This window comes from Nonomuraea sp. NPDC050556 (assembly GCF_044457355.1).
Taxonomy (GTDB): Bacteria; Actinomycetota; Actinomycetes; order Streptosporangiales; family Streptosporangiaceae; genus Nonomuraea.
This window is the reverse complement of record NZ_JBITGU010000002.1, coordinates 514,568-538,244: the sequence shown is the minus strand read 5'-3', so window position 1 is coordinate 538,244 and position 23,677 is coordinate 514,568. Positions and strand designations below refer to the sequence as shown.

General features: G+C 71.1%; 16 protein-coding genes. 7 read left to right on the top strand and 9 right to left on the bottom strand.

Going from position 1 to position 23,677, the window contains the following annotated elements; all coding sequences use genetic code 11:
• The first annotated feature begins 244 nt into the window (after positions 1-244).
• On the top strand, positions 245-1,333 hold the full coding sequence (locus ACIBG8_RS20675; RefSeq protein ID WP_397344473.1) for a glutamate--cysteine ligase: 1,089 nt from the start codon (positions 245-247) through the stop codon (positions 1,331-1,333).
• Here ACIBG8_RS20675 and ACIBG8_RS20670 read toward each other — a convergent pair.
• Positions 1,317-1,883 (bottom strand): nitroreductase family protein, encoded by a 567-nt coding sequence (locus tag ACIBG8_RS20670; RefSeq protein WP_397344472.1) that lies wholly within the window; start codon positions 1,881-1,883, stop codon positions 1,317-1,319. The two genes, ACIBG8_RS20675 and ACIBG8_RS20670, sit on opposite strands and share 17 nt — an antisense overlap.
• Positions 1,884-2,058: 175 nt before the next feature.
• Here ACIBG8_RS20670 and ACIBG8_RS20665 point away from each other — a divergent pair, with 175 nt between their 5' ends.
• From ACIBG8_RS20665 to ACIBG8_RS20650, 4 genes are all read left to right on the top strand, one after another.
• Complete coding sequence (locus ACIBG8_RS20665; RefSeq protein WP_397344471.1) at positions 2,059-2,820, top strand: hypothetical protein; 762 nt, start codon at positions 2,059-2,061, stop codon at positions 2,818-2,820.
• A 16-nt stretch (positions 2,821-2,836) separates the two neighbouring features.
• Positions 2,837-4,045 carry a delta-60 repeat domain-containing protein gene (locus tag ACIBG8_RS20660; protein WP_397344470.1) on the top strand — a complete coding sequence of 403 codons (1,209 nt, stop codon included), beginning with the start codon at positions 2,837-2,839 and terminating at the stop codon, positions 4,043-4,045.
• A gap of 64 nt (positions 4,046-4,109) precedes the next feature.
• Positions 4,110-5,117, top strand: a complete 1,008-nt coding sequence (locus ACIBG8_RS20655; RefSeq protein ID WP_397344469.1) for a hypothetical protein — start codon at positions 4,110-4,112, stop codon at positions 5,115-5,117.
• Positions 5,118-5,134: 17 nt separating this feature from the next.
• On the top strand, positions 5,135-7,717 hold the full coding sequence (locus ACIBG8_RS20650; protein ID WP_397344468.1) for a hypothetical protein: 2,583 nt from the start codon (positions 5,135-5,137) through the stop codon (positions 7,715-7,717).
• A 22-nt stretch (positions 7,718-7,739) separates the two neighbouring features.
• Here the strand turns inward: ACIBG8_RS20650 and ACIBG8_RS20645 are convergent, their stop codons facing one another.
• Genes ACIBG8_RS20645 through ACIBG8_RS20625 form a run of 5 tightly spaced genes read right to left on the bottom strand, consistent with a single transcriptional unit; the run spans position 7,740 to position 17,206 of the window.
• Positions 7,740-8,177 carry an acyl-CoA thioesterase gene (locus ACIBG8_RS20645; protein ID WP_397344467.1) on the bottom strand — a complete coding sequence of 146 codons (438 nt, stop codon included), beginning with the start codon at positions 8,175-8,177 and terminating at the stop codon, positions 7,740-7,742.
• Positions 8,174-13,630, bottom strand: coding sequence for an SDR family NAD(P)-dependent oxidoreductase (locus ACIBG8_RS20640; protein ID WP_397344466.1), 5,457 nt, complete (start codon positions 13,628-13,630; stop codon positions 8,174-8,176). Before ACIBG8_RS20640 ends, ACIBG8_RS20645 begins: the two co-directional genes overlap by 4 nt.
• A complete protein-coding gene (locus ACIBG8_RS20635) occupies positions 13,627-14,520 on the bottom strand; it encodes an enediyne biosynthesis protein UnbU (RefSeq protein ID WP_397344465.1) in 894 nt (297 codons plus the stop codon). Before ACIBG8_RS20635 ends, ACIBG8_RS20640 begins: the two co-directional genes overlap by 4 nt.
• The gene (locus tag ACIBG8_RS20630; protein WP_397344464.1) at positions 14,520-16,286 is read right to left on the bottom strand and encodes an FG-GAP repeat domain-containing protein; all 1,767 of its coding nucleotides are present in this window, start codon (positions 16,284-16,286) and stop codon (positions 14,520-14,522) included. The genes ACIBG8_RS20635 and ACIBG8_RS20630 overlap by 1 nt, the downstream gene beginning before the upstream one ends.
• Complete coding sequence (locus ACIBG8_RS20625) at positions 16,283-17,206, bottom strand: DUF1702 family protein (protein WP_397344463.1); 924 nt, start codon at positions 17,204-17,206, stop codon at positions 16,283-16,285. Before ACIBG8_RS20625 ends, ACIBG8_RS20630 begins: the two co-directional genes overlap by 4 nt.
• Positions 17,207-17,469: 263 nt before the next feature.
• On the opposite strand from ACIBG8_RS20625, the gene ACIBG8_RS20620 reads away from it, so the two are divergent.
• Positions 17,470-18,663, top strand: coding sequence for an MFS transporter (locus ACIBG8_RS20620; protein ID WP_397344462.1), 1,194 nt, complete (start codon positions 17,470-17,472; stop codon positions 18,661-18,663).
• Here the strand turns inward: ACIBG8_RS20620 and ACIBG8_RS20615 are convergent.
• Positions 18,601-20,229: an asparagine synthetase B family protein gene (locus tag ACIBG8_RS20615; protein ID WP_397344461.1), complete on the bottom strand. Its 1,629-nt coding sequence runs from the start codon at positions 20,227-20,229 to the stop codon at positions 18,601-18,603. The two genes, ACIBG8_RS20620 and ACIBG8_RS20615, sit on opposite strands and share 63 nt — an antisense overlap.
• Positions 20,230-20,299: 70 nt before the next feature.
• Between ACIBG8_RS20615 and ACIBG8_RS20610 the strand changes: the two genes are divergently transcribed.
• Positions 20,300-22,129, top strand: a complete 1,830-nt coding sequence (locus tag ACIBG8_RS20610) for a hypothetical protein (protein WP_397344460.1) — start codon at positions 20,300-20,302, stop codon at positions 22,127-22,129.
• Between the two features lie 69 nt (positions 22,130-22,198).
• On the opposite strand, the gene ACIBG8_RS20605 is transcribed toward ACIBG8_RS20610, so the two are convergent.
• Together ACIBG8_RS20605 and ACIBG8_RS20600 are read right to left on the bottom strand one after the other, a co-directional pair.
• Positions 22,199-23,071 carry a CU044_5270 family protein gene (locus ACIBG8_RS20605; protein ID WP_397346151.1) on the bottom strand — a complete coding sequence of 291 codons (873 nt, stop codon included), beginning with the start codon at positions 23,069-23,071 and terminating at the stop codon, positions 22,199-22,201.
• Positions 23,071-23,661 (bottom strand): RNA polymerase sigma factor, encoded by a 591-nt coding sequence (locus tag ACIBG8_RS20600; RefSeq protein ID WP_397344459.1) that lies wholly within the window; start codon positions 23,659-23,661, stop codon positions 23,071-23,073. The genes ACIBG8_RS20605 and ACIBG8_RS20600 overlap by 1 nt, the downstream gene beginning before the upstream one ends.
• Positions 23,662-23,677: the final 16 nt, after the last annotated feature.

Here is a 23,677-nt window from a genome sequence, read left to right as displayed (position 1 = left end):
CCCTCCCCGAAGGGTTGCGCTCCCTTTGAGGCGCCCTCCACGGGGCCGCGCGCCCTCCATGGGGCCGCGCGCCCTCACCAGGGTGGTGCGCCCTCCCTCAGGGAGTTGCCCTCCCTGAGGGGTTGCTCTCCTTTGGGGTTGTCCGCGCCCCATAGGGCGCGCCTCCTCGGGGGTTGCCTGTCTCGCAGGGTAACCGTGGCCTTGCGGAGGGGTGTCGTTTCCGGGAGTGGGGTATGCCTGGGGTGTGGCTGATGCGTTAGTAGGGGTCGAAGAGGAGTTCCTGGTCGTCGATCCGCACACGCGGGCCGTCGTCCCCGAGGCCGCCGCCGTCGTGGAACGGGCGAGCCCCACCCTGGGCGACCAGGTATGCCTGGAGATCACCAAGTTCCAGGTGGAGACCAAGACCACCCCCACCACCTCGCCGACCGAGTTGCTCGACCAGCTGAGAACCCTGAGAACGACCCTCGCCGCAGCAGCGGAAGAAGTGGGGCTCAAGGTCGTGGCGACCGGCACGCCGGTTCTCGGCGACGTCGTCCCCCCGCCGATCAACGAGGGCCCGCGCTACGCGGAGGGCATCGCCAACTACCGGGCCCTCCACGACGAGCAGAGCATCTGCGCCGGTCACGTCCACGTCCACCTCCCCGACCGGGAGCTGGCCGTACTCGCCTGCAACCACCTCCGCCCCTGGCTCCCCACCCTGATCGCGATGATGGCCAACTCCCCGTTCTGGGCGGGCCGCGACACCGGCTACGCGAGCTGGCGCACCCTGTCCTGGGGCAAGTGGCCCGTCGCCGGGCCCCCGCCGTACTTCAAGGACCTGGCCGCCTACGACGACCTGGTGGCCGGGCTCACCCGCACCGGCGCGCTCGTCGACCCGGGGACGATCTTCTGGGACGTCCGCCCCTCGGCCAGGCTGCCCACGATCGAGGTGCGGGTGACGGACGCCCCGTGCTCGGTGGAGGACAGCGTCCTGCTCGCCATGCTGTCCAGGGCCCTGGTCGCCACCGCCGTCGAGGCGATCGAGCGCGGCGACCCTGGCCCCGAGGTGCAGGGCGAGCTCCTGCGCGCCGCCTACTGGCGCGCCGCGCGCGACGGGCTCGACGGTCACGGCGTCGATCCGAGCACCGGCGAGCTGCACCCGGCGGCCGACCGCGTCACCGCTCTGGTCGACCACGTGGCCAAGGCACTGGAGGCGGCGGGCGACCTGGCAGCGGTGGCCACGGCCATAGACCGGCTGACGACGGGAGCGGCCCGCCAGCGCGCCGCCTACGAGCGCAGGCAGGAGTTCGCCGACGTGGTCGACTTCCTGGCCGGGCTCACAGCCAGACCATGACCTCGTCCACCGGCTTGCGCGCGAGGTCGGGCAGCACGGCATCCGGGGCCGGGTAGCCGACCGGGATCAGCATGTGCGGCCGCTCGAAGGACGGCCGGTCGAGGAGCTGGTTGAGGAAGCGCATCGGGCTCGGCGTGTGGGTCAGCGTGGCCAGCCCCGCGTGGTGCAGCGCGGCGAGCAGCAGCCCGACCGCGATGGCCACGGACTCCTTGGCGTAGTAGGGCCGCGGCGAGCTGGGCCCGCGATGGACCTCGAACACCGCGATGACCACGGGCGCGATCTCGAGGTACGGCTTGCGCCAGTCGGTGCCGAGCGGCTGGATGGCCTCCAGCCACTCCTCTGACGCGCGCCGGGAGTAGAACGCGCGCTCCTCCTCCTCGGCAGCCGCCCGCAGCTCCCGCTTCAGCGCGGGATCGGCGACGACCACGAACCGCCACGGCTGCAGGTTCGCCCCGCTGGGCGCGGTGCACGCGGTGGCGATCGCGGTGGTGATCAGCTCAGGCGGGACCGGCCGCGAGGAGAACTGCCGGACGCTCCGCCGCGTCGCCATAGTGCTCTGAAAGTCGCGAACTCGGGCAAATGCCGTGTCTTCCAAAATGCTGTTCATTCGCCTGGTCTTCCCGTCAGTCACATGTTTACGGCTCTTGCGGCCTCCTTTTGCCGGAAAAGGGGATGCGTCGGGAAGGTACTTATCTCGGAAGATCCAATAGAAAGGCGGGCTCTTAATGGATGAAATAACAAAAAATCCGTGCAGACGGGCATCCAGCGCGGACTACCTTCCCGGCTACGGCGCCCTCGGCCTTCCGTTCTCCTCGGACCCCGGCGCCTTCCTCGCGGAGGCGCTCAAGGCGCTGCACGGAGTGCTGCACCACTACCGGTGCAAGACGCGCTTCGACCTGGAGGGCCTGACGAAGGACAGGCAGACCGTCCAGGTGGACGGCGGTCTGGCCTACATCGTCGGCGGTGGGAGCGGCAAGAGCGCGGGCGCGGTCATCACGCCGGTCGCCTTCAGCCAGCACGGCCGCGTCTCCGGTCTGGGCGACCTCGTGCTGAGCCATGACGAGAGCCGCCCCGCCGTACCAGGTCTCATCGCTCCTGAACGGCCGGCGCCCGCGCTCGACCGGTTCGACGTCGTCGCGGACCCGGCGAACGCCGAGTACTTCATCGTCGAATACAGAAAAGACCCGGTGGCGGTCTACCGCTCCTGCCTCGACGCCTTTATGCCGCTTAGGCAGACAATAAAGGTAAATGCCCGAATTAAGGTGGGTAGGCAGACTCTGGTCACCAGGGGCCCCATCGACCTGCGCAGCGGGCCGCTCGACGGTTTCCCGCCAGGCAACGCCCAGTGGAACGCCGCGGCGCCCATCGAGCTGGTGGACGAGAAGCACCAGAACGGACCCGTGCTCGGCGTGATCCGCGGCTACACGGCCAGCGCCGAGTACCGGCGCGACCTGTCCTCCCCGGCCTTCGTGCCGGCGGCGAAGTGACCGGAGGACGAGAGCAATGATCAAGGCATTCCTCATGCTCGCCGCGCTCACCGTGTGCGGCGGCCTCGACGACTCCTTCGGCGTCGGCGGCACGACGGTCACCGACTTCGGCTCGATGAAGGACGTCGCGTCCGCCGTCGCCACGCAGCCCGACGGCAAGATCGTCGTGGCCGGGACGACGGGCGACTCCGTCGCCGTGGCCAGGTACTCCGCCGACGGCACGCTCGACGCCGCCTTCGGCAAGGACGGCAAGGTCATCACCAAGCTGAACGGCGGCGCCCAGGTGGAGCGGGTGGCCGTGACGTCGGACGGCAAGATCGTGGTCGCCGGTTCAGCCGAGGGCAGGCACGGCGACCGCGACGTGGCGCTGGTCTGCTACGACGCGGCAGGCGCACCGGACGCGGGCTTCGGCGACAAGGGCGTCGCCCTCGCCGACCTCGGCTCCAGGCGCGACCTGGCCCGCGGGCTCGCCCTGGCCAAGGACGGCTCGATCCTGGTGAGCGGCGACAGCGGGGACGCGCTCGCCGTTGCCAGGTTCGACAAGGCAGGCAAGCTCGACGCCTCCTTCGGCGCCGGTGGCAAGGTCACGAGCAGCATCGGCAAGACCGCACGCGGCTACGCGCTCGCCGTACAGCAGGACGGGAAGATCGTCGTGGCGGGCTCGCAGGACGACCCGGACCAGGGCATCAACTACGCGGTCGTCAGGTACTCGGGCGACGGCAAGCTGGACAAGGGCTTCGGCACGTCCGGCGTGGTCACCTCCAACTTCGGCAGCCCGGCCGACGTCGGCCGCGACCTGGCCATCCAGAAGGACGGCAAGATCGTCGTCGTCGGCTACACCGGCCGGTCGATCGGCGTGGTCCGCTACACGCCGGACGGCGCGCCCGACGCGGGCTTCAGTAAGGACGGCAAGGTGACGACGGCCGTCGGCACCCGCGCCAAGGCCAGGAGCGTCGCGCTCCAGCCCGACGGCAAGATCGTGGTCGCCGGCGCGGAGGACAACCCGAGCCAGGGCACGAACTTCCTGCTCGTGCGCTATGACGCGGACGGCGGGCTCGACGAGGGCTTCGGCGCCGCCGGCGTCAGCGGTACCAACTTCGGCAGTCCGGAGGACGACGGCAGGGCCGTGGCCCTGCAGCCGGACGGCAAGATCGTCGTGGTCGGCACCAGCAGGAACCCGGTCGTCGGCGTGAACTTCGCAGTAGCCCGCTTCCTGGGTCGGTAGCGGTCGGTAGCTGGCAAGACATCACGGCATCCAAAAGCCCCCACGGACTTTGGAGGTCCTCTGCATGAGTGACAACATCGATCCGGTCGAAAGCGCGCAGGCGCTGCGCAAAGACCGGCGTACCTTTCTGGCCGGGGCCGCTGGCGCCGCGGCCGTGGCGGCGACGGGCGGCCTGATCTCCGTTCCGCCTGCCGCCGCCGCGACCTGGAAATACTCCTTCAACCCCGGCGCCCCGCTGCACCCGGCGCACGGCGTGGGCCTCGGTCAGGACTTCGCCTCCGACCAGCAGTGGCTCCCCGGATACGGCTACTCCAGCCTGCCGTTCCCGACCGATCCGGGCAGCTTCCTGTCCTGGGCGCTGAAGACCGCCTTCGGCGCGTTCCAGCGCTGCCTGTGCGTCACCCCGGCGGGCATCTTCAAGCTCGTCGGCATCGACGGCAGCACGCAGACCTGCTCGATGTCCGGCGGCGTCGGCGTGGGTGTGGGCGGCGGGCAGAGCAACGCGATCCAGCAGATCCTGAGCGTGGCGCTCAACCCGACCGAGCACATCTCGCAGGGCGTGAACGGCCTGCTGGGCGATCTCATGATCACCCACGACGGCGGCCGTCAGGCGCCGCTCAGCGGGCTCCTGCCGCTCGACCCCGAGGTGGTCTTCCACCAGTTCCTGCGGCTGGCCAACCCGTTCAACTGGCCGGGGCTGGCGATCAAGTTCGTGAGCAACCCGATGTCGATCATCGAGGAGTTCCTGAAGTTCTTCTTCCCGGCGCGGCAGAACATGAACTTCAACATCAACGTGACGGCTTCCCGGTTCTCCGGCGTCACGCTGGTCAACAGGAAGACGATCGAGATGCAGAACGGGTCGCTGTCGACGTTCCCGCCGGTCGGCGCGCCGTACCAGCCGCCGGGCCCGGTGGAACTGGTCGACATCAAGAACCCGAGCGGCCCCGTCATCGTGGTGATCAACAACTTCAACGCGACGGTCTCGCACCGCAAGGGCCTGCCGCCGCAGGTCATCGGTATTCCGACCACGCCCACCGCACCGACGGAGTTTCCGCAGTGTTCGCGGCCGTGACCCAACGGGGAGTTTCCATGACGACGATCAAACGCGGCGGCATCGCGCTCCTGGCTGCGAGCACCGCCCTCCTGGGCACGGCCTGGCTCGGCAGCTCGCCCTCGTCGGCCTCGACGCTGATCAGCGAGAGCTTCCGCGGCGCTTCCACACCGGCCGGGTGGGAGATGGAGAGCCCGCGAGGTTCCCACCTCCCGTGCCTGACCGCCGCGCCGAAGCCGGTTCCCGCCGGGTCGCTGCCGTCCTGCAACGCGGGCCCGAGCGACGCGCCCGGACAGGGCGTCTTCCAGCTGACCGACAACTCGAACAACGACGGCGGCAACCTGCTGCTGGACAAGGCGATCCCGGCCACGGCCGGACTGCAGATCTCCTTCGACTTCTTCCAGTACCACACCACCACGTCCAAGGGCGCTGACGGGATCTCGTTCTTCCTGATCGACGGCGCCCAGGAGAACATCACGGCCGGCGAGACCGGCGGGATGCTCGGCTACAAGGGGCTCAAGGGCGGTCTGGTCGGCATCGGGTTCGACGAGTACGGCAACTTCTCCAACCCCGACTGCGTGAAGGGCGTGAAGAACGCCTGCGGCGTCGGCGGACCCGGGGTGCGGCCGAACAACGTCGCCGTACGCGGCGCCGAGTCGACCGGCTACAAGTACGTGGCGGGGGAGACCTCGCCTGGGCCGCTGGCGGTGGACAAGGCGACCAAGCGCGAGGACGCCCGCCGTACCGCCGTCATCAGCCTGAGCACGGCGGGCACGCTCAACGTCTCGGTCGACTTCCACGACGGCCGCGGGGTGGTGAAGGTCCTCAACGAGATCGACCTCAACGCCATCGAGGGCCAGCCGAAGCTGCCCGAGACGATCAAGCTGGGCTTCTCCGGCTCGACCGGCGGGGCCACCAACATCCACGAGATCCGCGACTTCTCCGTCACCTCGCTCGACCCGAAGCTCTCGGTGAAGGCGAGCGGCGCGGCCTCGGTCGGGGTCGGCGCTGAGGGCACGGTCAAGCTCGACGTGAGCAACGCGGCAGACGCGGGACCGACCTCGGACACGGTGTCGGTGACCTACGCGATGCCCGCGGTCTACAAGGCGCAGCCCGGCTTCAAGCTGGTCTCTGCCGAGGGCGACGGCTGGGAGTGCACGGTCGGGCCGGTGGCGCCGACCGACGAGGAGACGCCTGGCGGCGACGACGAGGAGGCGGCTCCTGCCGCCGAGGACGTCGTGAGCTGCACCAGGCCGGGCAAGGGCGACGACGCCCTGGAACCGGCCACGTCCTGCCCGCCGATCACGGTGCACTACACGGGTGGCACCGTACCGCTGCGTGAGGTGCCGACGACGGCCACGGTCACCACGATCGGGTCGCCCGACGGCAGCGCCACGCTGCCGGTCTCGGTCAACGAGGCCGCCAGCGGCCCCGACCTCACCTCGACGATCAAGCACGAGGGTACGGCTCTCGCCGGCGGCCCGCTCACCTACGAGCTGACCGTCGCGAACAACGCCTCGGCCGGGCCGACGTCCGAGAAGGTGACGGCCACGTTCACCGCGCCTGAGGGCACCACGATCGCCTCGGTGCAGCCGGGCGACGGCTGGGAGTGCACGCAGCTCGGCCAGTCGGTCACCTGCAGCAGGAGCGACGTCCTGCAGCCCGGCGCCGCGTACCCGCCGATCGGCGTGACGGTCACGCTGCCCGGCCAGGGCACGGACACCTCGCTGACGCCGCTCGGCCTGGTCAACGCCGGGGACGACACCAACCCGGACAACAACGCGGCGCCGGCCGACCCGGTGAAGCTCGCGTTCCAGCCGCCGCGGCTGAGCGCGGCGATCAGCCACGACGGCACCCCGCTGGCCGGTGGCCTCACCACCTACCACCTGGTGGTCGGCGACGCCAAGGACTCCGGACCCACCAGCGGTACGGTCACCGCCACGTTCACGGCGCCGCCCGGCTCGACCGTCAAGTCGGCCACCGGCGACGGATGGACATGCCAGATCGACGGCACCCTCGTGACCTGCACCAGGGAGGACATGCTCGCACCTGGCTCGTTCTACCCGCCGGTCAACGTGGACGTGCAGTATCCGGCGGGCACAGCGGGCACCCCGGTCTCGGCCACCGGCACCGTCTCGCTGGGCAACGACGAGATCGAGGCCACGCCGGACAAGACCACGCTCGGCGAGCCCGCCGCGCAGGTCAAGACCGGCGTCGCGGTCACCGTGCAGGCCGACCCCGGGGCGTTCGTCCCCGGCAAGCCGTTCACCTACACGGTCACGGTGACCAACGAGGGCCCGAACGACGCCAAGGGCGTGCAGCTCGACCTGACGCTGCCGGACATCTGGACGAAGATCCCGTGGAAGTGCCAGGCCAGCGAGGGCAGCGGTTGCCCGAAGCCGGCCGTGGTCAACGGGGTCCCCGTGCCGCTGACCGGCAGCCTGGCCACCACGATCGACGTGGCGGCAGGCGGCAAGGTCGTGCTGACCGTGGGATGCGTCATCCCTGGCGACTACACCAGCGCCATGGACCTGGCGCTGACCTACGCGCCGCCGGTGGGCGCGGTCGACAGCAAGTGCGCTGAGAAGTGCACGGGCAAGGTCACCACGCTCCAGGGCTAGGCGACCAGGGGAGGGCGGGGACTCAGCCGGGTCCCCGCCCTTCCGCGTACGGCCTCAGCGCGTCGAGCAGCTCGGCGGGCACCGGGACCGGCTCCACCCCGGCGGGCGTCCTGCGCGCGCAGCCGATGGTCTGCCCGCCCCTGGCGACCAGCTCGGGCAGGCCGTCGGCGACCCGGAAGTAGGCGAAGCTCATCGACACCCGCGTCTCCTCGACCGCCGCGAGCCGCATCCTGACCTCCACGGTGTCGAGCGCGAACAGCTCGGCGAAGAAGTCGCAGTTGCACGACACGGTGACGAGCGCGAGGCCGTCGCTGAGGTCGCGGACGACGCCCGGCGCGTGCTCGGCCAGGAACCGCTCCCTGGCGTGGCCCTGCCAGAGCAGGTAGTTGGTGAAGTAGACGTTGCCGACGAGGTTGGTCTCCTCGAAGGTGACCAGGTGCCGGTAGTCGTAGGTCCTCACCTGGCCTCCCCTGTCATGATCGCCACGGCGACGCCGTCCACGACGCCTGAGGCGATCAGGTCGCCGCCGCTGCGCAGGACCGCCCAGCCGCCCTCGTAGACGCCCTTGAGCACGAGCGGGTCGGTCGGCGGGCGACCGGCCTTGGACAGGCACTCGACGGCGGTCCACACCCGGGACGCGGCCTGCTCCAGCGGCTCGTCGCACCTGGCCGCGAGGTGCTCGACGAGGTCGCGGTGGCCTGGCTCTGCCGGGCCCACGGGCTCCCAGTCGCAGTACCCGTTGCTTACGGTCAGCGTGAGGTCTTGTACGTGGCTGCGCGAAACCCCCTCCTGCGGCCTTCCGGGCGGCAGGCTGCGCTCTCGTCGCGAGATGCCGACTCTCAGCGCGGGGTCGAGGCCGAGGGCGATCGCGGTCCTTTCCAGGTGTACGGCGAGCAGATCCGGCTGCCACGGCTCCGTTCTGGGGAGCGCGCCCGCGTCCTTGAGGCGCAGGCCCTCCCAGCGGACCACCTCGCGGCCCTCGGGATCTTGTGCGGTGACGTCCCAGACGTAGGAGCCCGGGGTTCGTTCTCGCGCCGTCATGGCGAGGTGGTTGGCGTGGGGGAGCATGCTGACCCGGTCGCAGGCCACGGGGAGGAGGCGGCGGTCGGGCACGCAGGCTTGGAGGGCGTGGATGGTGGCGTCGTTGAGGGTGGGACCGCCCAGGAGCGCGTCGAACCAGACCGCATCCGGCGGACCCAGCTCGGCCCTGCAGGTGGTCGCGGTGACCGCCAGCCCCGTGACCCGGCGGAACCGCCCGGTGTGGAAGAACAGCTTGCCGTAGAGGTCGGCGGGGTCGAGCTGCGTGGCGCCCTGACCACGATCCTCTTGGGAGCCGCCCGCGCGGTCTTCCCTGAGGTCCGTCAACGGGAAGGTGGCGCGGGCGTGGTCGGCCCGGTAGGCGGTTTCGTCACTGCGGACGACCACCTCGATCGCACCGTCACGGCGCAGCGCGCACACCCGGACCGTGCGCGTGCCGTCGTCAGGCACGATCACCGGCTGGTCGAACGAGACGGACTCCGCGGTACGCAGCGCCCGACCGGCGAGCGAAGACGCGGCCTGCGCCATCGCCTCCAGGCACACGACGGCGGGCACCACGACCAGCCCGTCGATGCGGTGGTCCCCCAGGAAGGGATCGGTGAGCAGGTCGAGCCGAGCCTCAGCCACCAGCTCGACACCCGGATAGTGCACCCGCGCCGTCTCCATGAACCGCCCGCGCGGACTCTCGGCAGCCGCCCACGGAGCCTCGGCCCCGACCCTCCCGTGCACGGCGACGGCAGCGGGCAGGTTCCCGGCCGCGATCACCCGCAGGAACCACTCGGCGCCATCGGCGGGCGTGATCGGCATGACCCCCGCGCGCAGCAGCGCCTCGACCACCCCCAGCCGCTCGCCCATACCCGCGCCCGACCACAGCGACCAGTCCACGTGCACGACACGGCTGTCCGGGAGCTGCGTGGCCAGGCGCTCGACCTCGGCGCGCAGCGCCCCGTTGGCCAGGGCGTAGGCGCTCTCACCCGCCATGCCGTACCGCCCGATGACGGAGCCGAAGGTGACGACCAGCCTCGGGTCGCTCACGGCGGCCAGCAGATGGTGCAGGCCGGACACCTTGGGCGCCCAGTGCCTTACGAGGTCGTCGAGCGTGACATCGGCGAAGCGCTTGGGCTCGTTGAGGCCGCTCGCGTGCACGATCCCGGTGATCGGCCCGAGCCTTTCCGCCAACCGTTGTACGGCGGCGGCCACGGCTGGGGCGTCGGTGACGTCGGCGCTCTCGTAGGCGAACGCCACGTCCTCCAGAGCGGTCAGGTTGGCGGCGAGCGTCTCGTCGTCCTCGGGGCGTGACCTGCCGAGCAGCGCGAGGGCCGCGCCGGTGGCTCTGGCGAGGGCGGCGGCGCACACGTAGCCGATCCCCTTGCCGCCGCCACTGACCAGCACCACGTCACCAGGACCCACGGGCAGGTCGCCGGGCGCGGGGTCGACCAGCTGGTGCCGACCGGCGGGCAGAGCGACATCGAGCGCCGGATACTCGTACTGCAACGTACGGAAGAACCCCGACAGCCCCGGCGTAGTGCCCTCCAGCCTCCCCAACCTGACCCCCGCCCGCGCCACCTCCAACAACACCGGCAACGCCCCGGGATCAGCAGGGTCAGAGACAGCAGGGCCAGTGACGCTGATGCCAAGGCCAGCGCCTGGGCGGGTGCCAGGGACGGAGCCAGCGGGGCCAGGGACGGCGGGATCAGGGCCAGCGGTCGGGGAGGTGACGCCTCGGGTGGCTGGGTTGGCGTCTGAGGTGGTGGTGTTGATCGTGGGTTCGGGGAGTTCGATGAAGCAGCCGATCCACGGGGCGACGCCCGCGAGGTCGTCGCCGTCGGACTCCTCGCCCGGGGGCAGGGCCTCGATGACGGTCACGACCTCGGCGATCGACGCGTCCGCCATGGTCAGCGGCGCCATCGGCGGTCTACGGCCGCACAGCCGGGCCGCCTCGGCCACCACGCGGGCGACACGGAGCGAGGTGAGGTGCAGGTCGCTGAGCAGCCGGAGCGACGGCGTGATGGCCTCTGGGGCGAGCTCGGTCGCCTGGGCGACGACCCGCAGCACCACACTCCGCACGTCGTCACCCGCCTCCACGACCGGCTCCGCCGTACGGACAGGCCTCTGAACGGCGACGATCGAGCAGGGGTTGGTCAGGAACGTCCGCTCGCGCCAGATGTCGATAGGCCGGACAGGCCGCCCGTCCCCCAGCGGCCCGTCGATCGCGCCCGCCGCGAAGAGCGCAGCCGCCGCCTGATCCGACGACACCGCGGGCACCCCCGCCGCCTGGTTGCCTGGCACACCAGGCGCGGCTGGTGTCCGGTCATCCAGGGCTGCGGGTACGTCCGTGACCAGTCCGGACAGGGTGGTTCCCGGGCCTACCTCGCAGAAGAGGTCGGTGTCCTCGAGCACCTCGCGTACCGCTGCGCCGAACAGCACCGGTGCGGTGATCTGGTCGCAGAGCAGGTCGGCGAGGGCGTCCAGGTCGGTGATCGCGCGGGCGGCGACCGTGGAGATCAGCCGCCGCTCGGGAGCGGCGAACGTGGTGTCGGCGAGGCACGACTTGAACGCGCCCGCGCACTCGGCGACGGCCGGTGAGTGGAACGCCCTGGTCACCGGGAGGATCCTGGCGGGCAGGCCGTTCTCCTGGGCGCGTCTCGCCGCCTCCTCCACCTCGGCGGTGGGACCGGCGAGGACGTGTGCGTGCGGGCCGTTGTACGCGGCTATCACCAGGCCGGTGCCTGCGCAGAGGTGTTCTGCGGTGGCCTGGTCGGCGGCTATGGCGACCATGCCGGTGGCTGGGTCGCCGAGTTCGCTCATCAGCTTGCCGCGCTCCTTGACCAGGCGGAGGCCTTCGTCGGGGTCCAGGCAACCGGCCCAGACGAGTCCGGCGAACTCGCCGAGGCTGTGGCCTATGGCTGCCTGGGCGGTCACTCCCATGGCGTTGAGGCGGGCGAGGGCTTGGAGGGAGGCGGTGTAGATGGCGGGCTGGGCTTGGGCGGTGTCGGTGGTGCCCACGGGGGCGCCTTGGCCGGGGAAGAGCAGGGTCACTCGGCCTTTTACGTGGTTTCCTGCGTAGACGCCTGCTGCTGTGGCGAGCTTTCCCTCTGGGAGGTTCTGGAGGAGTGCGGCTGCTTGGCGGGCTCTTTGTGCCAGCAGTTCTACGGTTCCCGCTGCGAAGGCTGCTCGGATGTTGCCGGGTGTGGTGAGGCTGGCGGCGAGGTCGTGTAGCTCGCCTTCGGACAGGCGGAGGGCGATCGTGGCCACGCGGTCCAGGGTCGTGCGCAGGGTCTCCAGGGTGTCGGCGGCGAAGGCGAAGAGCGGCTCTTCTGACGGGGCGACCGTCGTCGGCGTCCTCGCGCCGGTGAGGGCTGGGGTTCTTTTGGGGGGAAGGGCTTCTCCCGCGGGGAGGGTTTCCCCTGAGAGGGCGGCTTCCTCCGAGAGAGGGGGTTGCTGGGTGGGGAGGTGGCGGGGGTGGGTGGGGGTGCGGAGGATGACGTGGGTGTTGATGCCGCCGAAGCCCATGGCGCTCACTCCGGCGATCCTGTCTCCGTCCGGCCAGGGTTCCGGGGTGTGGAGGATGCGTAGCGAGGAGTCGCGGAGGAGGGCGTGGGGGCGGTCGCAGGCCGTCGCGGGCGGGAGGATGCCGGAGGCGATGCTCATCGCGGCTTTGATCAGTCCCGCCGCGCCTGCGGCTGCCTTGGTGTGGCCGATGTTCGCCTTCACGGAGCCGAGCACGGCATAGCTGGGCACGGCCGAGCCCGGTGAGGCTCCACTCGCGGCCTCGGCGGTTGTTGCTGGGGACTGGCGGATGGTCAGGAGGGCGGAGAGTTCTGTTTCGTCGCCCACTGCTGTGCCGGTGCCGTGGCCCTCGTAGAGGCCCACGGCGGTGGGGGAGATGCCTGCGCGTTCGCAGGCTCGCCGTACCGCGAGCATCTGGCCAGACCGCTCAGGTCGGGTCATGCCGCCGGCGCCGTCGGAGGACACGCCCCATCCGGCTATTTCGGCATACGCGGGGATCCCCAGAGAACGGGCGTCGGAGGCTCGCATCAGGGCCACCACCCCGCATCCCTCGCCGGGCCAGAAGCCCTCGGCGCGCTCGTCGTAGACGCGCATCGCGGTCCGCGCCAGCGCCCCGGCCTTCGCGAAGCCGACCAGTTCGAACGGGTCAAGACTGAGGTCCACCCCGCCAGCCAGCGCGAAGTCGCACGAACCGTCGGCCAGCTGGGTGCAGGCGTCCACGACGGCCAGCAACGACGAGGCGCACGCCCCGTCGACCGTGTACCCACCGCCGTTGAAGTCGAAGTGGTTGCAGATCCGTCCGGCGATCGTGTTCGCCAGCCCTCCTGCCAGCGTCTCGTCGCCGACCGGTTCGAACGGGGCGCGGTAGGCGGCCTCGGCCCGCGCGAGCACGTCGGCTCGCTGTTCCTCAGTGAAGCCGGAGGAAAGGGCGTCGGAAAGGATCCGGCGCACGTACGGCCAGCGGGCGCGCAGCGTGGCCGCCCGCGTCATCTCCCCGGTCAGCGTGTTCCCGATGACCACGGCGACCCGGTCCCGAGCCAGCCCCTCCCCACCGGGGAACCCGGCGTCGGCCAGCGCCCGAGCCGCCGTCTCCAGCGCCAGCCAGTGCGCCGGGTCGGTGGCCCGGTGCACGGGACCCGGCACGCGGAACGCGGAACGGTCGAACTCCCACCCCTCAAGCAGCGCCGCCCGAGTGCTGTACGTCTTGTCCTCGGCCTGCGGATCGGCGTCGTAGTACTCGGCCAGGTCCAGGCGCTCGGACGGCATCCGCCTGAAGGACCGCCGCCGCGTCAGGACGCTGTCCCACAGCTGTCCCGGGTCGTCGGCCTCAGGAAATCGGCACCCCAGGCCGACGACCGCGATCATGACGTCATCGCGGGCTGCGGAGCGGCGGACGGGCTGGCCTCGACGGCCCCCGCCTTCCCACGACCCTGTACGGCCAGCAGTACCCCGCGCCCCGCGCACACGATCACCAGCGCGAAGAACAGCCCGAACACCACGTGGAACTGCACGAGCAGCCCGTACACCAGCGCCGTCGAAGCCCCGAAGGCGATCTGCCCGCGCCTGGTGAACGGCGTCGTCCCCGGGTCGGTGATCATGTAGTTGGTGTAGAGCACGAACGCCGTCCCGGTCATGGGCAGCAGCGCGCTGATCGCCGAGACGTCCGTGACGGCCCCGCGCAGCAGCGCCTGGGCGGCGAACACGCCCACCCAGGCCAGGATGAGCGGCATCTTCCCGGTCAGCTTGGCGTTCAGCATCGTGCCCAGCGTGAGCAGCACGAGCGGCACGAGCGCGTCGAACGGCCCGGACAGCCACTCGGTGAACTGGTACGGCGGTGCGATCCCCACCCACGGGAACAGCAGCAGCACGCAGACGATGCCGAAGTTCGACGGGTTCAGCACGTGCTTGCCACGGACCCGGATGACGTACTTGCTGCCCACGGCGATGAGCACGGCCAGGACCGTCGGCATCAGGTGGGCGTTGCCGTACAGCAGCATGGCGCAGGCCAGGCCGCCGATGTAGGCGGGCAGGAAGAAGTCGATCAGCTGGCCACGGGACAGCCCCGCGTAGCGCGGCGGCCGCCGGTGGGCCGCCGCGTCGATCCACTCGAAGGCGGCCTCGGCCACCAGGCCGGTGAGCACGCCGACGATCGGCGTGAGATAGGCCTGCTCGAAGCCGAGGATGGTGTGGCCGAGAACGGTGGCCAGGGTGATCGACATGGCGAACCTGCGGAGCGCCGCGCTGCGCTTGTCCATCACGCCTCCTTGATGTGGTCGGTGAGCAGAAGGGCGTGACGGCCGGGCGCCAGGGTGACGGTCCCGGTCCTGAGGGTGCCGCAGGCGTCGCGCCAGGAGAGCTTCGCCTGGCCGCCGGCCGTACCGAAGGTCAGTTCGGGGGCGGACACGCCGCCGTGGCCGTTGGCCGGGTAGAGCTGCTGCTGGAGCCCGCCGAGCGTGACGGCGGCGCCGATCGCGGGCCGGGTGGCCTGGGCGCCGCAGGACGCCGGGACCCGGAGGCTCAGCGTGACCGACGGTCCGGCCTTGGAGGCGTTGCGGTAGAGAGTGGACTGGCCCCACTGGTTGGCCACCACGAAGTCGAGCCTGCCGTCCGCGTCCACGTCGCCGAGCGCGAACCCGCGCGAGACCGCGTCGGTCCCCACGCCCGCCTGCCTGGCGACGTCGACGAAGCGGCCGCCCGGCGCCGAGCGGGTGAAGAAGCTGTTGGTGTCGTGCCCGGACAGGTCGTCGCCTGGACGGACGTTCGGCCACAGGGCCGGGTGCGACAGGATCAGGTCGTTGGAGGTGGCCGCCTCCTGCAGCTGCGCCCAGCGGTCGACCTCGCCCCTGACGAAGCCGGTCGCGTGCATGACCTCCTGGCTGCCGTCGTTGTCGAAGTCGGCCGCCTTCACGTCCCACGACCAGCCGGTGCGCGACAGGCCCAGGTCCTCGCTGTGGTCGTCCCACGAGCCGTCGCCGGAGACGAAGGCGAAGTTGCTCTCGTGCAGCGCGAACGGCTCGGTGATGTTGCTGACCAGGATGTCCGGTACGGCGTCGCCGTTCAGGCTGGCGAACGCGACGCCCATGCCCTTGAACGAGTCGCGCCCGACGACCTTCGACTTCGGCGTGGCCGGGTGCCTGACGCCGGTGACCTCGCGGAAGGCGACCTTGCCCGGCTTCGACTCGTTGATCAGGAGCTGGTCGGGTCCGAAGTCGTTGGCCACGTAGAGGTCGCCGAGGCCGTCCGCGTTGAGGTCCTGGGTGCCGAGGGCCAGCGTCCATCCCGTGGCTTTGTCGGTGAAGGCGCCGCGCGCCTCGGCGAACCAGCCGCCGACGCTTCTGTAGAGCCGGTTCGTGCCGCCGTTGTAGGCGTTGGACAGCGAGCTCGTCATCACCACGTCGGTGGCCGACGGGTCCAGCACCTTCGACCCGTCCGGGAAGTAGTTGCCGAAGACCAGGTCGACGTGGCCGTCACCGTCGTAGTCGCCGATCGTGGCCGCGTTGGTGTTCCACACCTGCGGCGGCGAGACCAGCTCGCGCGGCGCGAACGACGTCGTGCCCGCCTTACCGAGGAAGACCACGGGGGAGCGGCCCCAGTAGTAGACGAGCACGTCCTGCGCGCCGTCCTCGTTGAGGTCGGCGGGCACGCACCCCATGGGCGCGGTCGCGGGCATCGCGGTGGCCGGGCGCAGGGTGAAGGGGCGGTAGCCGCCGCCGGTCACCCGGCTCACCGTCACCGTGTCCGTGCGCGGGTCGACCAGGCACAGGTCCCGCGCCGGCCCGCCGTCCATGGAGAACAGCCCGGCGCCCGCGCCGACCGAGGAGATCCAGGCGCTGATGTGCTCGTACGGCCCGGCCACCGTACGCACCCGCCGGTCACCTGGGCGGTCGGGCGCGTTGACCGCCTGCGCGGTGAACCGGAACGGCGCCGCCGGCTCGGCGCTGGACGGCTCTGGCAGCCTGGTGAGCTGCCAGGCAGCCACGCAGGAAAGGGCGACGGCGATGCGCACCGCATGGCGTCTCATGACTGGACACTCCTTCTCGAACCCCACAGCCGCCGGATCCCGGCGCGCCACAACTGGTATCCCTCGGCGGTCGGCGTGACGTGGCGCATGGCCTCGTCCGTCCACGCCGAAGCCCGCTCGTGATCCACTTCAGCAAGTACGGTCACCGCCACCTGCGTGTGCACCGGCACGATCCCCGACCGCAATCGAGCGGCACACGCGAACGCGGCGCCCTGCGCCAGCTCGGCCCGGTAGTCGCCCGCCTGCCTGGCCAGCCGTACGAGCTCGTCGGTTCCCGCGCCGCCCGCGTAGGTCGCGGCCAGGCCGACCCCGCTCCACAGGTCGCCGCGCCGCTCGGGCGGGAAGCAGGCGATGCGCGCGGCGATCGGGTCGGCGGTGGCGCACTCGGCGAACCACAGCGCCCGGCCCATCCCCTGGTCGCGCACGGCCAGCCGTACCCCGGTCACCCCCGCCTCGACCCGCTGGCCGACCAGCGCCCGCTCGGTGGCGAAGAACGCCTGGTGGAAGCCGTAGCCGTCCCACGACAGCCAGCGCAGCAGCGGGTCGAGCGCGTTGGGCATGGCCCACGGGCGCAGCCGCATCCTGGCGAACGCCCAGCCGGCGCCGACGTGGATGAGGTGCGGGTAGTCGCGTCCCGGCCCGTCCAGCAGGGCGGCCAGGCGGGCGCCGCGCGAGAGCGTCAGCACGTCGTGGACGGCGAACGCCATCCCGGCGCCCTCGTAGGCGAAGCCCCATCGGTCGGGTGGCAGCGTCCCGATCCGCGCGGAGACGTCGTTGACGTCGCGCGCCTCGTTGGCGGCGTTGAACCCGGTCAGGAAGGCCAGCCCGGCGGCCTCCAGCGTGGATCTGGCCGGTCCGAGGCGGAATCCCCGCCGCTCGAAATCGACCTGGGCAGGGTCCTGGTGCAGGAGCCTTCTCATGCATGCTGAAGCTAGGGAGTGCACTAACCGCGATCAAGCATGCGCGGTCCGTGCACACGATGGCATGAGCGGTTTATCGCCACAGCATTAGAAAAACCCCGTTGCCGCAACTCCACGCCCCCACCTACCGTGGGCGCCGTAACCACCTGAGGTCCTTTTTGATCTTCAAAAGGGTGGGAAGAACGGGACGAGGCGGGGGAGGGTGACATGAAGGCACGCGGAGTCACCCCGGAAACCTTCCTTTCGACCCCGTGGAGCCTTTCTTGCGTGCCTCTGCCACGTATCTCGTCATCCGCGGCGTGTCCGCCTTCGCCGGCGCGACCGCGTTCACTCTCAACCTCGTCTACCAGGCCACTGTCGCCGGGCTGAGCCCGCTGCAGCTGATCCTCGTCGGCACCCTGCTGGAGACCGTCTGCTTCCTCGCCCAGGTGCCCACCGGCGTCCTGGCCGACCTGCGCAGCAGGCGCCTGTCCGTCATCATCGGCTACCTCCTCTTCGGCGCCGGGATCATGATCGAGGGCCTGGTGCCCGCGTTCGCCGCGATCCTCGTCGCCAACGTCGTGTGGGGCATCGGGGCCACGTTCGTCGACGGCGCCCAGGAGGCGTGGATCGTCGACGAGGTCGGCCCGTCCAAGGCGGGACCCGTGCTGGTGCGCGGCTCGCAGGCCGCCCAGGCGGGCGGGATCGCCGGGATCGGGGCCAGCGTGGCGCTGGCCGGGTTCGGGCTCAACGTGCCGATCGTCGTCGCCGCTTCCGTGTGGCTGGCGCTCGGCCTGTTCCTGGTCGCCGCCATGCGCGAGCACAACTTCACCCCGTCCGCCAGAAGCGTCTCGATGCGCTCCCAGGCGGTGGCCGCCCTCCGGGTGACCAGGCGCGATCGCGCGCTGATGCTCATCCTGGGCTCGCTGGCCTTCACCGCCTTCGCCAGCGAGGGGCTCGACCGGCTCACCCAGGTGCACCTGCTGGAGCTGGGCATCCCGTCGGTCGGCTGGTTCGGCGCGCTGTCGGTCGCCGGGATGCTCGGCGCGATCGGCGTCTCCGAGGTGGTCAGGCGGCGGGCGAACCTCGCCAGGCCCGCCGGGCTGCTGGCCTTTTTGAGGGCCGGGTGCGCCCTCGCCACGATCGTGTTCGCGCTCGCCGGGAGCTTCTGGCTCGCCGCGCTCGCCTCGGTGGGCATCGCGTTGTTCAGGGCGGCGACGGGGCCGCTGATGGACTCCTGGCTCGCCGTACGGACCGAGTCGGCCACCAGGGCCACCGTCTACTCCCTGGTCAGCCAGGTGGACGCGGCGGGCCAGGTGGCCGGCGGGCCGCCGCTCGGCCTCCTCGCCGAGCGGCTGTCCATCAGGGCGGCCCTGCTGGGAGCGGCGGCGATCATGCTGCCCGCCGTACTCCTCCTAGAAAGGAGCCGTCACGTCGAGGTCGTCGAAGTCGGTCAGCCAGGCGCCGAACAGCACTAGGCCGCGCACCCAGAAGCGGTCGTTCCAGCCGTTGAAGCGGGTCAGCGCGTCGGGACCGCCCGCGATCACGACGTGCATCTCCTCAGACAGCAGTCCGGGCGCCCGCTCGGCCACCTTCTCCAGCATCCGGTGGGAGTAGGCCCTGGCGGGCGCCGCCGTCGAGCGCAGCGGCACCCGCTGGAGCGGCTGCTTGACCACGTTCGTCGAGGGCAGCGCGGCCACCCGCGGGTTGGCGGCGTGCAGCACCTCGCGGTAGAACTTCCCGCCGTCCTTGCGCGCGACCCCGACCGACAGGGCGGCGTCGAAGAAGTCGGGATGGATGAACGGCGCGGCGAACGACGCCTCGGGCCCCACGAGGTTGACGGCCGAGCGGGCGATGCCGCGCACGGTGCGCGTGTGCAGCACCGACAGCGGCAGCTCGGCCCGGTGCCCGTGCAGCATGGACGTGGCCGCGGCGAACTCCTGCCGCACCACGTCGTCCATCCACGCCTTCGCCTCGGGCGACAGGAAGGGCGCGGACGGCTCGCCCAGCGACAGCGAGGACAGCAGCGCCGCCTGCCGTTCCGCCTGGTTGGACGCCTCCAGCGCGGCCCCGCTGACCATGAAGTTCTTCAGCAGCGGCCCACCGGCCAGCCCGTCGATCAGCATCCGGCCCGACCCGTGCACCTCCTTGGCGAACGGCGCGTACCAGGCGTGATGCGGCGTCAGGTACTCCAGCCTCCGCGCCACCTCCAGCGCGTCCTGCGGGTAGTCCGCGGCGTCCTGGGTGATCACCCGGTGCCGCACGCCCAGCTCGCCGGTGATCGCCCTCGCGAACGCGATGTCGGTGTCCGTGCCGTCGTCCGGGCTGGTCGTCCACGACTCCACGTCCGCGCCGCGCGCCACGGCGATCGAGCACAGCAGCCGCGAGTCGTAGCCGCCGCTGACCGGCACGAGCAGCGGACGCCCGTCGTAGTCCTTGTACACCTCGTGCAGGATCTCGACGATCTCGCCGGCGCTCTTCCACGCTTCGTACGGCTCGCTGCGCAGCCAGCGCGGCAACCGCCGTTCCGTGGACAGCCGCTCGCCGTCGAACACCAGGGCGCTCGCCCCGGGCAACCGCTTGACCTGCGTGTACGGCGTGGCCTCGCCCAGCGGGAAGGTCACCTGGAGGATCGAGGCCCACGCCGTCCAGTCGATCTCTACCTGCACCAGCGACAGCAGCGGCTGGATGAGCGAGGAGAAGTAGACGGCGTCGCCGGTACGCACGTAGTAGACGTCGACCAGGCCCAGCGCGCCCGCGTGCAGGGTGATCTTCTTCCCCGCCCCGATGAGGCCAGGGGTCTCGTAGGTCTCCGCGACCGAGATCCACTCGCTGGTCCGGGTGGGCTTCCGCTCACCCCACGAAAACGCGAAATTTCCGTCTTCGCGGTGGTAGGGGGGCAAAGGCGCCGAGCTGAACAGCGCGGCCTCGGGTGTCTGCAGGGCAGGCTTGGTGCGCGGCCCCGCGCCGGTCAGCTTCCCCATCAGGACGCTGTCGATCCGGCCGAGGGCGCCGCAGACGTACGGCCTCACATTGAACTGCACCGGATCTCATCCCTTCGAGCCGCTTCTCGCAAAAGAGTATCCTTTGCCGGGCTGAGAGAGCGGAGGTCCGGTGACGGAGCTGGAGAGCACGAGGCGCGCTCTGCGCGATGCGATCGCGCAGGCTGAGCACGCGGCCGAGCTGGCGCGGCTGCTCGACGCGGCCCAGGCGCGCCTGGCCGAGGCGGAGCGCAGCACGCAGGAGGCCAGGTCACTGGCCGAGCGGCTGGGTGAGGCGAACGAGCAGCTCGACGACGAGCGGGCCGAGGCCGAGCGGCTGCGCAAGGAGCTGGCCGAGCAGCGCTACCAGGCCGAGGTGGCGCAATGGAAGCTCTCCTCGATGAAGGTCGCGCGGTGGAGCCGCATAGGCGACGCCATCAAGTCGGGCAAGAGCAACCCGGTACGGCTGGCCAAGGGGCTCAAGGGGGCGGCCAAGCCGGTCAAGCGCCCGGTGGCCCCCAAGCGCAAGCCGGTGTCATCTGCCAAGGTCGAGCGTCCTGGGGCTGCCTTCCAGGCGACCACCTCCACCCGCACGGTCGAGGGCAGCAGGTTCACCCTCAAGCCCTTCCGCGTGCCGACCGGGCCCAACACCCGGCCGCACCTCACCGCTGCGGTGATCGCCGACCCGCACGTCGAGGCGCTGCTGCGCTACGAGTGGCGGCAGACCACCGGGTTCACGCCGCGCGACTTCGCCCGCGTGCTCCCGCAGGAGGTGCCGCACCTGCTCGTGGTCGAGTCCGTCCTTTCCGGGCCGTGGGCCGAGGAGCTGGTCGGTCCGCCAGGCGAGGGACTGCGCGCGCTGCTGGCGTGGTGCGCCGAGCGCGGCATCCGCACCGTCTTCTGGCACACCCAGGGGAGCGTCGCCGACTACAGCGCCGCAGCCGAGCTGTTCGAGCACCGCTTCACCACCGACCCGGCCGTCGGGTGGCCGCGGCTGCCGTTCGGCATCCAGCCGAGGGTGCACAACCCGCTGCCGCTGGGCGGCACCCGGTTCGACCGGGTGCTCACCCTCGACCAGCTCGTGCCGCCACAGCTCGCCTATCCCGACGTGCTGACGTCCTACCGCTGGCCGGCGGCCGTCGACTGCCCGCCGGGGACGCCCCAGTGGCGGCTGGCCGAGATCGCCGCCTGCGGGACGTCCATCGGGCCCGCGGAGGACTCCCGGCGGGCGCACGTGGCGCTGCGCCGGGCCTACGCGTCAGGGACGATGACGCACCGGGTGGACGAGCTGCTGGAGGCCATCGGCCTGCCCAGCGCGCGCGCCACCCTGAACACGTCGGTGATCCTCCCCGTGCCCGACTCGACGCTCTTCGAGCACGCCCTGGCGCAGGTGGCCAGGCAGTCGGGCGTGGCGCAGCTGATCCTCTTCGGCGGGTCCGCCGACCGGGCGTCGGAGGCGCTGCCCGGTGTGGAGGTCATCCACCGCCCGCTGGACCCGTCGCTGACCATCGGCGCGATGCTCAACCACGGGCTCGACCTGTGCGAGGCGGACCTGGTCGCGGTGATGGACCCGCGCGACGTGTACGGCACGCACTACCTGGCCGACCTGACCAGGGCCTTCCTGTTCACCACCGCCGACATCGTCGGCAAGGCGGCCTACTACGCACACCTGCGCAACGCCCAGGCCACCCTGTTGAAGCAGCCGGAGGCCGAGTACACCCACGTGCCGGAGATCACCGGCGCCACCCTGCTGGCGCGGCGCAACGCGCTGCGCTCGCTGGGTTTCGCCGACCTGACGGACGGGTGGGACGACGTCCTCATGCGGCAGTGCCGTACGGACGGGGTGAAGGTCTTCTCGGCGGACCGGTTCGGCTACGTGCGGGTGCGCGACGAGGACCGCTGGATGCTCGGCGCCGCCCAGCTCGTCGAGTACGGCTCCGCGGAACCCCACGCCCTCATCTGACCCTCCGGACAAGAAGGACCCTTCACCTCGAGAGCGCCCAGAACGCTTCGGAGAGCTGTGAGGGGAGCTCTAGGGCAGTTGGCCCGGCTTGTCGACGACGCCGGAGGCGAGGACGGTCATGCCGACCGTCCGGCCGTCCACCAGGGACTTGACGCCCATGTAGTGGTAGTCGGCCGGGTCCAGGATGTAGGTGCCCTTGCCTGCCTGGCCCAGGTCCAACGTCACGCCCACGCCCTTGCGGCCGGTGGCGTCGGTGTCGTTCTCGGTCACCGTGACGCCGGGGATCTTGGCCAGCGCGCGGTACATCCCGGCTGTCTTCTCCGGGGGGACGATCGGGCCGTACTTCAGGTACCAGCCGATCGCGCCGAACGCCTTCACGTCCTGCTCACGGTCGGCAGGGCAGTCGGGCTGGCAGATCGACAGCGGGTACAGCTCCTTCGAGAGCCCGCGGAAGTGGGTCAGCAGGGCGTCCGGGTCGCCGGGCAGGGCGTCCACTTCCAGCTGCGTCTTGGCCGGGTTGGTCGGGCCCTTCTCGCCGGGGCCCGTGCGGAGTTCGCCGCCGTTCTCCTTGATCGCCGTCTTCGTGCCGTCCATACGGAACCAGAATTCGAATGTGCCGGTGTGCATCGACTCCTTCTGGTAGTACCACTGGTCGGGGCGGATGTCGGTGGCGGCCGTACGCTCAGCGACGAGCGCCGCGCGCTCCAGCAAGGAGACCTGAGGCGCGTCGGAGGGGCCACGGCCCTTGGCCACCGCGACGAAGGTGACGGACATCGCGCAGGCGGCGGCCAGCGCGAAGCCGACCCGCACGCGCGAGACCCTCTTCTTCGCCGCCCTCGGCGGGGCGAGCATCGCGGCAGCCAGCCGCCGCTCCTCGGCACGGAGGTCCACCTGGGCGGGAACCTCGTCGCGGAACCTGTTGAGCAGGTCGAGTTCGTCCATCACGCCATGTCTCCGTTCAGGTCGCCAAGTGTCTTGCGCAACTTCCCCCGGGCCCGGTTGACCCGCGATCGCACCGTCCCCACCGGGACGCCGAGCGCCTCCGCCGCCTGCTCGTACGTGAGCTCCGCCCACGTCACCAGCAGCAGCGTGTCCCTGTGCCCCCTGGGCAGCCCGGCCAGCGCCGACGCCAGGCTGCGCCGCGCCGCCTCCGCGGTCACCTGGCGCTCGACCTGGTCGGTGAAGGGTTCGAGCACCGAGTCCGCCCCCGTGCGGCTCAGCGCCCGGTACAGGGCGATCTCGCGGCGTCTGTGCCGTCCGATGAGGTTGGTGGCTATGCCGTACAGCCAGGGCCGCGCGTCGCCGCGCGACAGGTCGTAGGACGCGCGCTGCTGGAACGCCGTGGTGAACGTCTCGGCGACGATGTCCTCGGCGGGGTCAACGCCGAGCCGCCGCACGGCGTAGCGCTTGATCGCCGGGGCGTGGCGGGTGAACAGCAGCGCGAACCGTTCCGGATCGTGCCGGGATCGGGCGATCACCGTGGCGTCGTCGGCCGCCTCGGCGGCCCACGGCCATGACGGTGCCTCTCGCATCTCATGCCTCTCGGGA

Bases quoted from the DNA above. Each gene is read 5' to 3' on its own strand.
- ACIBG8_RS20670 (WP_397344472.1), bottom strand. From the start codon at position 1,883: ATGGCGACGCGGCGGAGCGTCCGGCAGTTCTCCTCGCGGCCGGTCCCG.
- ACIBG8_RS20665 (WP_397344471.1), top strand. From the start codon at position 2,059: ATGGATGAAATAACAAAAAATCCGTGCAGACGGGCATCCAGCGCGGAC.
- ACIBG8_RS20660 (WP_397344470.1), top strand. From the start codon at position 2,837: ATGATCAAGGCATTCCTCATGCTCGCCGCGCTCACCGTGTGCGGCGGC.
- ACIBG8_RS20655 (WP_397344469.1), top strand. From the start codon at position 4,110: ATGAGTGACAACATCGATCCGGTCGAAAGCGCGCAGGCGCTGCGCAAA.
- ACIBG8_RS20650 (WP_397344468.1), top strand. From the start codon at position 5,135: ATGACGACGATCAAACGCGGCGGCATCGCGCTCCTGGCTGCGAGCACC.
- ACIBG8_RS20640 (WP_397344466.1), bottom strand. From the start codon at position 13,630: ATGATCGCGGTCGTCGGCCTGGGGTGCCGATTTCCTGAGGCCGACGAC.
- ACIBG8_RS20635 (WP_397344465.1), bottom strand. From the start codon at position 14,520: ATGGACAAGCGCAGCGCGGCGCTCCGCAGGTTCGCCATGTCGATCACC.
- ACIBG8_RS20630 (WP_397344464.1), bottom strand. From the start codon at position 16,286: ATGAGACGCCATGCGGTGCGCATCGCCGTCGCCCTTTCCTGCGTGGCT.
- ACIBG8_RS20625 (WP_397344463.1), bottom strand. From the start codon at position 17,206: ATGAGAAGGCTCCTGCACCAGGACCCTGCCCAGGTCGATTTCGAGCGG.
- ACIBG8_RS20605 (WP_397346151.1), bottom strand. From the start codon at position 23,071: ATGGACGAACTCGACCTGCTCAACAGGTTCCGCGACGAGGTTCCCGCC.
- ACIBG8_RS20600 (WP_397344459.1), bottom strand. From the start codon at position 23,661: ATGCGAGAGGCACCGTCATGGCCGTGGGCCGCCGAGGCGGCCGACGAC.